This is a genomic window from Marinobacter persicus (assembly GCF_002934325.1).
Classification (GTDB): domain Bacteria; phylum Pseudomonadota; class Gammaproteobacteria; order Pseudomonadales; family Oleiphilaceae; genus Marinobacter; species Marinobacter persicus_A.
Genome location: NZ_PTIV01000012.1, coordinates 70,690 through 83,453 on the forward strand (window position 1 = coordinate 70,690; position 12,764 = coordinate 83,453).

The following is a 12,764-nucleotide window of genomic DNA, read 5'->3' on the forward strand; positions in this document are numbered from 1 at the left end:
TGCGCTCAGCGTAAATATATACGCTCATTTATGCGTCAGCGTATATCGCTCGGTCACGATCAAAACCAAGGCATGAATTGATGGAAACCGCAAAACTCAGAAAATTCGCCCAGTTCGCCCGCCGCAGCCTGATTGAACAGGTCGGCGCCAAGCTAAAACTGGTATTGGCCGAAGAAAGCCCCGCCCGGCGCGAAGCACCCAGTGCAGTTGCCGACATTGAAAAAGAAATTTTCGGTGTCTCAGGTAAACATACTGACAACTGCAAACTGACCGCTGAAAACTCGCTCCGTCAGGAGCGTCTCATCGAACGGGTGGCCTACATCTGGTTCAACCGCTTCTGCGCCCTACGTTTTATGGACGTGAATCGTTACAACCGCATTGGCATTGTTTCCCCTGCTGAGGGGCAGTTCCAGCCCGAGATCCTGGCTGATGCCAAAATGGGGCACATCGATGAAGACATGGTGCCCGAGACAACCCGTCAAAAGATCTTCGCTCTGCTGGACGGAAAGACACCCAGCCAGGACCCCCAGGGGGAAGCCTATTGCCTGCTGGTCGTCGCGGCCTGTAACTATTGGTACAACGCGATGCCGTTCCTGTTCGAACGCATTGACGATTACACTGAGCTTTTGATGCCGGATGATCTGCTCTCAGGCAACTCAATCCTGGCCTATACCCGCGAAGCCATGACGCCGGATGCGTGTGAAGATGTCGAGGTGATCGGCTGGCTGTATCAGTTCTATATCTCCGAGAAGAAAGACCAGGTATTCGCCGATCTTAAGAAGAACAAGAAGGTTACTCCCGAGAATATCCCGGCGGCAACCCAGCTGTTCACGCCGCACTGGATTGTTCGGTATCTGGTGGAAAACTCGCTGGGTCGTCTCTGGATGCTCAACTGGCCAGACTCAGGCCTGATTGAACGGATGGATTACTACATTAAGCCGGAAGAGCCTGAGACCGACTTCCTGCGGATCAATAGCCCGGAAGAGATCAAGATCTGTGACCCTGCCTGCGGTTCGGGGCATATGCTGACTTATGCATTCGATCTTCTTTATGCCATTTACGAGGAGGAAGGCTACGAACCTGCCGATATTCCGGCCAAGATTCTGACTTATAATCTTTACGGCATTGAGATCGACGAGCGTGCCGGTGAATTGGCCGCCTTTGCGCTAACCATGAAAGCGCGTGCAAAACAGCGCCGTTTTTTCCGAAAGCCCGTGCAGCCGAATGTTGTCATTCTGGAGAACGTCACCTTTACCGAATCCGAGGTGCAAGATATTGCTGCCCTTGTGGGTAAAGATCTTTCTACTGACGAGCTGCGCGAGACGCTTGGCCAGTTCGAGCAGGCCAAAAATTTCGGCTCGCTGATCGCGCCGAAGATCAGCAATGTTGCTGAGGTGTTGCAGGTAGTGAAAGCACAGAACGCTAGTGATGATCTGTTGCGAACCGAATTGCACTCACGACTCGTGTCCATCTTAAGCATGGCTGAGGCCCTCTCACCCAAATATCATGTGGTGGTCGCTAATCCCCCCTATATGGGCAAAGGGGGAATGAACGACAGTCTCAGCAGCTTCGCCAAGAATAATTTCTCAGGCTCTCGCTCAGATTTGTTCGCCATGTTCCTAGAGAGGTCCCTTAAGCTGTGTCGACCCTCAGGGATAATCTCCATGATCAATATGCAATCATGGATGTTTCTATCCTCTTTTGAGAGTCTCAGAGAAAAGCTTCTTTATGAGTGCTGCATATTAAATATGGCGCACATAGGGGAGCGAGGATTTGATTCAATTGGTGGCGCGGTTGTTTCAACGACCGCTTTCTCTCTTATGAATAGCAGAACAAAGCGGCACGTTGGAGAATATGTGCGGCTTGTCGACGGACGCTCTGAGGAAGAAAAGGCCCGATTATTTAACGAGGTTGTGGACGGCAAGGATCGTACGAATTATTTTCGAGTTCGAGATGAACTATTTAAACCTATCCCTGGCCAGGCAATTGCATATTGGCTTTCAACCTCTGTATTAAATTTGTTCAGAAATAAAAAACTTGGAGAAGTTTTTGATGCAAAGGAAGGTGTAGGGACTCGAAATGACGAGGCTTTCATGAGACTCCAGTGGGAGGTTTCCCGCTCGAACATTGGGAGAGAAGTGCGCTGGATTCAATCTGATAAAGCCGGTGATGCAAGACGTTGGTATATGGGCTTCAATTATTTAATGGATTGGGAGGACGATGGGTTTAGGATAAAAAACTATCGGAACGAAGACGGATCATTGCGGTCTCGACCCCAGAACACCAAATACCTTTTTCAAGGTGGTGTTACTTGGGCCAAGGTAAGTGCAGGTGCTCATGCATTCCGTTGGAGACCGGAAGGCTACGGGTTCAACGATGCTGCACCTACTCTCTTTGGTAAAGATGCATTTTACACTATTGCACAACTCAACTCCGTTATAATGAAGCCCCTCCTTGCAGCCACGGGTAACACAGTCAACATTTCAACTGGCACGCTTGGCAGCTTGCCCCTACTTGATCAAGTCTTTAGGAGTCCGGAGCTTCAATCCAATTCATTGATGCTTGTTGAATGCGCCAAATCGGACTGGGACTCCTACGAAACCTCATGGGACTTCACGACGCTTCCGCTACTTTCGCCCGACAACCGAGGCGAGACACTGAAGGCTAGCTATGCGTCCCTCCACACCCGCTGGAGGGACATGACTCAGGAGATGCGGCGGCTGGAGGAAGAGAACAACCGCATCTTTATTGAAGCCTACGGCCTGCAGGATGAGCTAACGCCAGATGTGCCACTGGAAGAGATCACCCTGACCTGCAACCCGTACTACCGCTACGGCAACAACAAAAGTGAGGAAGAGCTGGAGTCACTTCTTCTGGCTGACACCATGCGCGAGCTGATCTCCTACGCCACGGGCTGTATGTTCGGCCGCTACGCGCTAGACAAACCGGGGCTGATCCTAGCCAATCAGGGTGAGACTATTGAGGATTACTTGAAGCAAATCCCTGAGCCGAGCTTCCCGGCAGACGATGACAATGTCATCCCTATGCTCGACGGTGACTGGTTCACCGACGACATCACTGAGCGCTTCCGTGAATTCCTGCGCATCGCCTTTGGCGAAGAGCACTATGGGGAAAACCTCCGCTTTGTCGAGCAGGCGCTGGGCAAAGATATTCGCAAGTACTTCCTGAAGGACTTCTATAACGACCACGTGCGCCGTTACAAGAAACGGCCCATCTACTGGTTGTTCTCCTCACCCAAGGGCTCATTCAACGCGCTGATCTACATGCACCGCTACCAGCCCCACACCGTGGGCACGGTGCTGGAGTATCTTCGGGATTTCAAAGACGAGAAGCTAAAAGCCCGGAAAAACCATCTGGAGGCCGTGAGTATCAGCGCCGGGGCCTCCCAGGGTGAGAAGACCAAGGCCCTGAAAGAGATCGAGAAGATCAACAAAACCCTCGCCGAGCTGGATGACTACGAGCGGGATGTGCTCTACCCACTGGCCACCGAACAGGTGGAAATTGATCTCGATGACGGGGTGAAGACCAATTATCCGAAATTTGGCGAAGCTTTAAAGAAGATTACCGGCCTCTCTGGCTAGGAGCACAGGCATGCATATCAACAAACTAACCTTGCAGCGCTTTCGTGGCGCTCAAGATCTACCGCTGGATCTGGATGACAAGCTTAATGTGTTTGTCGGCATGAATGGCACGGGTAAATCCAGCATTCTGGATGCCTCGGCCATCATGCTGTCCTGGCTGGCGAATCGGATTAAGCATGCGGGTGCGTCTGGGCGTCCGATTGCCGAATCCGATATCAGGAATGGTGAATCCTCCGCCAATCTGGCCATTCAGCTATGTGATGAGGGTACTTCCTTCGGCTGGAACTTGGCGAAGGTGCGTAAGGGGTACAGCAAAAAGGACCTGGCCTCTGTTCTGATTTCTGCATCCGAAACGGCCAAGGGTATTCAGGCCGGCATCACCGAACACAACGGGAAGGTAAACATCCCCTTGTTTGCTTACTACCCGGTGAATCGCGCTGTGTTGGATATTCCACTGCGTATCCGAGAAAAGCATCAGTTCGGGCTTCTTTCTGCTTACGAGGAGTCGCTAACCAGTGGCGCCAACTTCCGTACTTTCTTTGAATGGTTCCGGGAGCGTGAAGACCTTGAGAACGAGAACCGCAAATACATAGATGATCTGATCAAGCCGGACGATTTCGAGTTCCCGGATTCGCAGCTAACGGCGGTGCGGCGGGCCCTTGAGATTTTCATGCCGGACTTCCAAAACCTGACCGTAAGGCGCCAACCGCTGCGGATGGAGGTAACGAAGAAAGGCCAGCGGCTGACGGTAAACCAGCTTTCCGATGGCGAAAAATGCTTGATGGCCATGGTTGGCGACCTTGCCAGGCGCATGGCCATAGCCAACCCGGAGCGAGAAGATCCGCTGCTGGGAGATGGCATTGTGATGATCGATGAAATTGATCTGCACCTGCATCCGAAATGGCAGCGCCTGGTGGTGCCCAGTTTGAGGGCGGTTTTCCCGAACTGTCAGTTTTTTATCTCCACTCATTCACCGCATGTAATTACCCATGTGAAACCGGAGAATCTGTTCCTTATGAACATGACAGATGCCGGGGAATTGGAGATTGTTCGCCCGAATGAGTCCTACGGGAAGACGGTGGACAGGGTACTTGAAGATCTGATGGGCCTTGAGACCACACGCCCTGACCAAGTGGAAGATGCTCTTCGAGCTATTTACGGGCAAATCAATGATGGCGAGCTTGATACTGCCAGAAAAGGCATTGCTGAATTGGAACGAGACATTGGCGAAGATCCGGAACTGGTAAAAGCCAAGGTGCTGATCAAACGCAAGGAGCTGATTGGCCGATGAAGTATGTGGAGAAGCGCCACGAACCTGAAGTTTTTACGCAATGGAAGGCTCTGGCCAATGTCAATGAAGACTGGCAGCCTACCTATGGCGACCTGAGGGGTGAGCCCAAAGCCTCGGTAAAGAGATCATTGATGCGGGAGCAGGGTTACATCTGCTGCTATTGTGAACGCCGGTTAACCGAGGGCGATTCCCACATAGAACACTTTCAGCCTCAGAGTGACCCGACTGTGGATCCGCTGGATTACGGCAATCTTTTGTGCTCCTGCCAGAATCAGATCAGAAAGGGTGAGCCCCGTCACTGCGGTAACCTGAAAGGCGACTGGTTTGACCCCGAGCTGTTGATATCTCCGCTGGATGCGAATTGTGAGCCCCGGTTTGGTTTTGAAGGTGATGGTTGGATTAAACCTGCTGACAATAACGACCGGGCGGCCTGTGAAACCATTACCCGACTGGGCCTCGACCTGCCCAAGTTGAATGAGTTGAGAGCTGGAGCAATTGAGCCTTTCCTGGATGATAGCTTGAGCCATGATGAGCTGGGTCAGTTCGTGTCGGGCTACTTAACCATGGGAGCAGACGGCCGTTTCGGTGAGTTCTGGACCACCATCAAATACCTGTTTGGGGACTATGCCGCCGCATGAGTAATCGAATTTCCCAGGCCTCTCATGAATATCCCAGGTCGCTCATGAAGGAGGGCTACCTATGAAATTGAAAGAAATTGCCGTTAAAGGCTTTAAATCCATCAGCAATCACGACTACGAGCGTATTGCCTTTAACGATGTCACGGTGCTGTTGGGGGCGAATGGCTCCGGGAAAAGTAACCTGATTTCACTGTTCCGGCTGTTGGGATTTATGACCACTGGTGCTCTGCAGCAGTACGTTGGCAGGCAGGGCGTCAGCCAGCTTCTGTTTTATGGCCCAAAGGTGACCGAATCGCTGAGTTTCAGCGTGAAACTGGAAGATGACAGCACCACGGACTCCTACGATGTAAAGCTATCGTATGGGTTGCCGGACCGGCTGTTCGTCAGCGGTGAACAGGTAAGCTATCACAAGGCCGGTCACCCCAGACCGCAGGAATACTTTCTGTCCAGTGGTGGCCCCGAAGCGGATCTGGGGCAGGATGATCGGCCCACCAGTAAAGTGCTTACCGGTCTGCTCAGAGGCATACAAACCTTCCAGTTTCACGACACATCCGACACCGCCCGAATCAAGGACCGGGTGTACGTTGATGATGTGTCCTACCTGCGCAGCGATGGGGGCAACCTCGCGGCCTTCCTCAAGATGTTGAAGGAGTCGGACAGCTATCGTCCTTACTACGAACGAATTGTCCGGCATATTCGCAAGATTATGCCGCAGTTCAACGACTTCGTACTGGATACCCTTCCTGGCAATGACCGTTTCGTGCGACTGAACTGGTCTGATACCTACCGCCAGGATTATCTTTTTGGTCCGGATCAGATTTCCGACGGGTCTCTTCGCTTCATGGCGCTGACCACACTACTGTTGCAGCCACCGGCGTTGCTTCCAAAAGTGATCGTTCTGGATGAGCCGGAGTTGGGTCTGCATCCGGCTGCCACGCTTGAGCTTGCCGGTATGATCAAACGTGCATCCCAGAAAACGCAGGTGGTCCTGGCCACCCAGTCCACACGGCTGGTGGATGAATTCCTGCCGGAGCAGATTGTGATTGTGGAGCGCGATTCAAAGACCGGCGCCAGCTCGTTCCACCGTCTGGAAGCGGAGGCGCTGGGTGAATGGTTGCAACGGTACAGCCTCTCGGAGCTTTGGGAGAAAAATGTGTTGGGAGGGCAGCCGTGATTCGACTGCACATAACCGCAGAGGGCCAGACCGAGAAAGCCTTCGTCGACCAGGTTTTGACACCCCATCTGGCGCACTTTGATGTCTACACCGACGCGCGCTGTGTGTTAACGAGCAAGGACAAACGGGCAGCCAAAGAATACCGGGGTGGCTTGATCAGTTACCAGAAGGCAAAAGCAGACATCGAAACCTGGATGAAGGAAGACGCCAACCAGGAATGCTGGTTTACCAGCATGTTCGATTTATATGCCTTGCCAGACGATTTCCCAGGATTTGACGAGGCGGAACGGCTGGAGCCTTATCAAAGGATCGAACGGCTCGAAGCTGCTTTTGGCAATGAAATGAACAAGCCGAACTTTATTCCCTATATCCAGTTGCATGAATTTGAAAGCCTGATTCTGGCTGACCCGGCCAAGCTGGATTGGGAGTACCTGGAGCACGAGCAGCCAATTGGGAACCTGGTGAAGATGGTCGGCACCCAAAATCCGGAGCTCATCAATGACGGTCGAGAAACAGCGCCATCGAAACGGATTCTCAAAGAGATACCGGAATACGACAAGGTGACATCGGGGGTATCGGTTGCGGCTCACATCGGCCTCGATGCTCTACGGGCCTCTTGCAAACACTTTGATGAATGGGTGTCGCGCCTGGAGAAGCTCGGGGGCAAAGAATGAGCCAGCAAATCAATTATGCGCTGGGCAGGCTTTTCGATAAGCACCGGGTTGTGTTCTGGTACGACACCAAGCAAGAGCTGCGCAGTGACTTCGAGGCGGTTTCCATTCCGGACGTGGAGAAGCTGGAGATCGCCAACAACGAGTACGGCCTGAAACATCGCATCCTGCGGGAGGCACCGGAACAGAAATTCTTGCTGTACAAAGAAGGGCCACAACCGGAGGATCTGGACAACTGGTTGCTGGACGTACAGCTGGCCCACGGCGAGTTCCGGACCGACCAGGTGGCCATCTGGCTGTCCGAGTTGGAGTTGGGCCTGGAGTTCGCCGAGATAGCTCAGGCCCATACGGAGTTCTTTCAGGCGATCAAGCGCAAGGAGGCACTGAAGAAGTTGCTGAAGCCGGACGATACCGCCGGCCAGCTGCGCCTGAAGATGCTGGCCGTGTGTGCCGGTAGCGAGCCCCGTATGGACTCGGTGGTGGAAACCCTGCTGCAGCAACTGGCTGAAGACCGTGATGATGGCATCCGGCTGATTGAGCGCTGTGGTCTGGGCAGCTTCCTGTGGGAGCAACTGACCCGTTTCTACGGCTACGAGGCCAGTGAACCCAGCCTGCGCGATTTCGTGATCGAGCTGTTCAAGTCCTGCTACGCCATGGGTACCGATGGCGATGTCAAACTGACCGGCGACGCCCTGGTGTTCCTCAAGCGCTGGAAAGACAGCCGGCAGTTCGAGCAGGGGTTTGAAACCCTGTCTGCCGAGTGTGCCGAGGTGCTGGGCATTGAGCAGGATCTGGGTAAGCGGGACTTCCGGGACCTGGTTGAGCTGGATTACTTCCGGCTAATCGACCAGAAGATTATCAGTGACCTGGTGCGGGCGGTGGTAGGCCGCACGGTCACTAGTGGCGATGTGGCATTGTGGGTACGGCAGCGGCGCCAGGGCCACTGGTACGGGGAGTTCCGCCACCTGTATGAAGCCATTGAGTTTGCGGCCCGTTTTGTCCAGATGCTCGGTGAGGCTCGTCTCACCATGGACAGCCTCTCCGACGGCGTTCAGCGATACAGCCGTTCCTGGTTCCAGTTGGATCAGCTCTACCGCAAATTTACCTACCATGTGCGCATGTCCGGCCAGGCATCGTTAATGGGCGATCTCAGTGAGCAGGTGGAGAATTTGTATTCCAACAACTACCTGCTCAAGCTGGGCGACGGCTTCCAGGTTCACGTGGATGCCGCGCCGCGCTGGGAGGCCTATCCGGTCGTTCAGCAAACAGCCTTTTTCGAGCACTGGGTTCGCCCGTACCTGTGCAAGGACAAACGGATCTGCGTGATCATTTCCGACGCCATGCGCTATGAGATTGGTGATGAGCTGCTGGGCCTTATCCGGCAGGAAGATCGCTACAGCGCGGAGCTTGAACCGGCACTCTCGACCCTTCCCAGCTATACCCAGCTCGGTATGGCGGCGCTACTGCCCAACAAGTCCCTGGCAATCGCCGACAACGATACCGGTACGGTACTGGTGGATGGCCAAAGCTCACAGGGCACGGTCAACCGTACCAAAATCCTGCAGGCCGCCTTGGATGGTCGGGGCCAGGCCGTCAAGGCGGAGGATTTTATGCAGCTCAACCGGGAAGACAGCCGTGAGCTGCTCAAGGGTAATGATGTGCTGTACATCTACCACAACCGCATCGATCACACCGGCGACAAGATGCATTCAGAGGGGCAGGCCTTTGAAGCCGCAGAACAAACCCTGGATGACCTGATTCGACTGATCAAGAAGCTCACGGCGGCCAACGCCAATAACCTGCTGATCACCGCTGACCATGGCTTTATTTACCAGAACCGTGAGCTGGATGAGAGTGATTTCCTGGGCGATGCCGTTTCTGGCGATGATATTCGCTACCGGGACCGTCGGTTCGTGCTGGGTAAGGGGCTGTCCGCCTCTCCGGCCTTCCATCACTTCTCGTCTGAGCAGCTTGGGCTGGATGGCGATATGGAAGTGCAGATTCCCAAGTCCATCAACCGGCTGCGTCTTAAAGGCTCTGGCAGCCGCTTTGTGCATGGCGGCGCATCCCTTCAGGAGGTTGTGATTCCAGTCCTGAAGGTTAACAAGAAGCGCCAGAGTGATGTCAGCGCCGTTGAGGTGGACATCCTGCGTGGGGCCAGCTCGGTGATCACTTCCGGCCAACTGGCCGTCACCTTGTATCAGTCCGGACCGGTTACCGAGAAAGTACAGCCTCGCCACCTGCGGGCTGGGATTTATACCCAGTCAGGGGAGTTGATTTCGGACAGTCACGAACTGTCGTTTGACCTGACCTCGGAGAACCCCCGCGAGCGGGAGCTTCAGGTGCGCTTTGTGCTCAGCCGCAAGGCGGACGAGGCCAACGGCCAGGAGGTTTTCCTGAAGCTGGAAGAACAGCACGCCGGCACCTCCCACTACAAGGAATACAAGTCGCTCAGGTATTTGATGCGGCGGTCCTTTACCAGCGATTTTGATTTCTGAGGGTTATAGCCAATGAGTACGCTTGACCAAAAGATCAACGAACACTTCCCCGGGTTGGTGGTGCGCAAAGACCTGGTGAAAACGGTCAAGGGCAACGCCATCGTTCCCTCATACGTGCTGGAGTATCTGCTCGGCCAATACTGCGCCACTAACGACGAGGCCACGATTAAAACAGGGATTGAAACGGTCAAGGAGATTCTGGCCAAGCACTATGTCCACCGGAACGAGGCCGGACTGGTGCGCTCGAATATCAAGGAAAAGGGGCGCTACAAGGTTATCGACAAGATCAGTGTGGCCCTGAATGAGAAGACGGATGCCTACGAGGCGCAGTTTTCCAACCTGGGAATCAAGAAGGTATTGGTGGATTCTGGGACCGTCAAGGCCCACCCCAAACTGCTGGTAAGCGGCGTATGGTGCATTGCGGACATCGAATACGTATTTTCTGAAGACCAGAACGTCAGCCCCTGGATTCTGTCCACCCTCAAGCCGATTCAGCTATCGCACTTCGACTACGACGCCTACGTTGCCGCGCGGCAGCAGTTCAGCACCGATGAGTGGATTGACCTGCTGATCCAGAGTATCGGCTTTAACCCGGAGATGTTCGGACGGCGCAGCAAGCTGACGCAACTGGTCCGATTGATTCCGTTCTGCGAGCGGAACTACAACCTTATCGAACTTGGCCCCAAGGGGACGGGTAAATCCCACGTTTACTCCGAATTCTCGCCCCATGGGATCCTGGTTTCCGGTGGTGAAGTCACCGTACCCAAGCTGTTTGTGAATAACTCCAGCGGCAAAATCGGCCTGGTGGGCTACTGGGATTGCGTGGCCTTTGACGAATTCGCCGGTAAACAGAAGCGAGTCGACAAGGCCCTGGTCGACATCATGAAGAACTACATGGCCAACAAGTCCTTCTCCCGTGGCGTGGAAACCCTGGGCGCCGAGGCGTCCATGGTGTTCGTGGGGAACACCCGGCACACTGTTCCTTACATGCTGAAGCATTCAGACCTGTTCGATGAACTGCCGGACAAGTTCTACGATTCTGCCTTTCTGGACCGGATCCACTTCTATATTCCGGGATGGGAGGTCGACATCATCCGGGGCGAGATGTTCTCCGACGGCTATGGCTTCGTGGTGGACTACCTTGCAGAAATCCTGCGCTCGATGCGGAACTACGATTACTCCGACCAGTATAAGGAGCACTTTACCCTTTCTTCGGATATCTCGACCCGTGATCGGGACGGTATTAACAAGACCTTTTCCGGCTTGATGAAGATCCTGTTCCCCCAGGGGGGAGCGACCAGGGAAGAGGTTGAAGAAGTGCTGCGCTTTGCCATTGAGGGGCGCAAGCGGGTCAAGGACCAGTTACAGCGGATTGATACCACCTACGGCGAAGTACGCTTTTCCTATCAGGATCAACAAGGCCAGGAAATACTGGTCACGACACTTGAGGAGGAAGAGTACCCAGGCTACTACCACCAGACGGTCTCGACTCCTGATGACGAGGGAGTAGAACCCGAGCCAACAGCGGACGTTAAAGGTGTCGAGCCAGAAGAGCTGAATGCCCCCGAGCCAGTACTGGAAGAAAAGCACCTGACCTTCCAGGAAAATCAGAAGGGCATCTCATTCGACGGCTTGTTTGGCGCATACCTGAAAGGAGCCAGCAAGATCACCGTCACAGACCCCTACATCCGGCTTTTCTACCAGATCCGCAATTTCATGGAGTTTCTCGAAGCCATCGTGAAGAACAAGGCCGAAGAAGATGAAGTGGAGGTTCACCTCGTCACCGTCAGGGACGAGTTCAAGGGTGACCTGCAAGACGAGAGTTTTGAAAAAATCCAGGAATCCGCTCGCACCGTGGGCATCGACTTCACCTGGGCGTTTGACGAAAGCGGCACCATTCACGCCCGTCATATCGTTACGGACCACGGCTGGAAGATATCGCTGGATCGGGGGTTGGACATCTTCCAGCACTACGAGATGAATGAAGCCTTCGCGTTTGCCAACCGGTTGCAGCAGTTTCGGTCTAGCAAGGCCTTCGAAATTACCTTCATCAAACAGTCATAGATCCACCCGGCAGTGCAATGGGAGGCGGTGTGTCAGGCGCTCGCTTCCCACTCCCACCAGGACTGAAACAGCTCGTCACCACCCGGCACATAGGTGTGAACCTCCCGGCCATTCCAATCCAGCGCCAGAACCTGCAACGCAGCCTGTTGCAGCTCGGCATCCAAGGCCCTCAGCCGGTTCAGCTCGAATGGCCAGTGACTCGCGTTATATAGGCCAAGCAGGAATCGCCGGATATGCCGGGCCTGGCCGCCTCCACTATGAGCGGCGTCGATCAGTATTGTGAGAGCCGGAAGCCCCGCGTCCTCCCGCAGCTGCCTCCGCTTTTCTTCCTGTTCCAGCAAAAATAGAAAGCTTTCGGGAAGCATGGCTGTTTTGTCCGTCATGTGCATAACCTCATATCGACTTCACGATTATGCTGCCATGGACGACGCAGTAGGCACGGCTCTCAAACTGCCCGTTTTGGGCAAGAACACCGGTTTGCCCCGAATTTATTTCAGATCGCCATTGTGTCGGGGTGATTTTTTTCGGAACTTTCGCTCCAGGAACGCTTCCAGCCGGTCCGCGTTGCGGTAGGCCACAACGCAGATAAAAAGTACAACTGCGACAAAGCTCAGGAATGCAATCAGTGTGGCAGATAGGTTCAGCATATTCACGTCTCCAATAGTTGACTGCCCTTTGAGGGCAGTTTGTTGGTTTCAGGCCACAGCATCGGCCTGTCTTTGTTCTTTGGCTGCGTAAACCGCTGAAGGTTGCCACCCATTCCACGTGAAGCCTGCCACCCGGACCGGAGCAAGGCTGCCACCCATCGGAGCGTAGCGACGCGGGG

At 54.2% G+C, this 12,764-nt stretch carries 9 protein-coding genes; 7 read left to right on the forward strand and 2 right to left on the reverse strand.

The genetic code is table 11. The features are described 5' to 3' along the window. Positions 1-80: 80 nt before the first annotated feature. The 7 genes from pglX (at position 81) to brxL (ending at position 11,938) form a co-directional block, all read left to right on the forward strand. Positions 81-3,602, forward strand: a complete 3,522-nt coding sequence (gene pglX, locus BY454_RS08440; RefSeq protein WP_104416050.1) for a BREX-1 system adenine-specific DNA-methyltransferase PglX — start codon at positions 81-83, stop codon at positions 3,600-3,602. Between the two features lie 10 nt (positions 3,603-3,612). Next, on the forward strand, positions 3,613-4,893 hold the full coding sequence (locus BY454_RS08445; protein ID WP_022988845.1) for an AAA family ATPase: 1,281 nt from the start codon (positions 3,613-3,615) through the stop codon (positions 4,891-4,893). Further along, positions 4,890-5,531 (forward strand): retron system putative HNH endonuclease, encoded by a 642-nt coding sequence (locus BY454_RS08450; protein WP_022988844.1) that lies wholly within the window; start codon positions 4,890-4,892, stop codon positions 5,529-5,531. The genes BY454_RS08445 and BY454_RS08450 overlap by 4 nt, the downstream gene beginning before the upstream one ends. A gap of 61 nt (positions 5,532-5,592) precedes the next feature. Further along, positions 5,593-6,705 (forward strand): AAA family ATPase, encoded by a 1,113-nt coding sequence (locus tag BY454_RS08455; protein ID WP_022992172.1) that lies wholly within the window; start codon positions 5,593-5,595, stop codon positions 6,703-6,705. Further along, the gene (locus BY454_RS08460) at positions 6,702-7,379 is read left to right on the forward strand and encodes a DUF4276 family protein (RefSeq protein WP_104416049.1); all 678 of its coding nucleotides are present in this window, start codon (positions 6,702-6,704) and stop codon (positions 7,377-7,379) included. The genes BY454_RS08455 and BY454_RS08460 overlap by 4 nt, the downstream gene beginning before the upstream one ends. Beyond that, positions 7,376-9,874, forward strand: a complete 2,499-nt coding sequence (pglZ, locus tag BY454_RS08465; RefSeq protein ID WP_022988841.1) for a BREX-1 system phosphatase PglZ type A — start codon at positions 7,376-7,378, stop codon at positions 9,872-9,874. Before BY454_RS08460 ends, pglZ begins: the two co-directional genes overlap by 4 nt. A gap of 12 nt (positions 9,875-9,886) precedes the next feature. Continuing rightward, positions 9,887-11,938 carry a BREX system Lon protease-like protein BrxL gene (gene brxL, locus BY454_RS08470; RefSeq protein WP_022992174.1) on the forward strand — a complete coding sequence of 684 codons (2,052 nt, stop codon included), beginning with the start codon at positions 9,887-9,889 and terminating at the stop codon, positions 11,936-11,938. Between the two features lie 32 nt (positions 11,939-11,970). Here the strand turns inward: brxL and BY454_RS08475 are convergent, their stop codons facing one another. Together BY454_RS08475 and BY454_RS16860 are read right to left on the reverse strand one after the other, a co-directional pair. Next, on the reverse strand, positions 11,971-12,321 hold the full coding sequence (locus BY454_RS08475) for a DUF7673 family protein (protein ID WP_081699727.1): 351 nt from the start codon (positions 12,319-12,321) through the stop codon (positions 11,971-11,973). Between the two features lie 105 nt (positions 12,322-12,426). Further along, positions 12,427-12,585, reverse strand: coding sequence for a hypothetical protein (locus tag BY454_RS16860; RefSeq protein ID WP_022992176.1), 159 nt, complete (start codon positions 12,583-12,585; stop codon positions 12,427-12,429). Between the last annotated feature and the right edge of the window lie 179 nt (positions 12,586-12,764).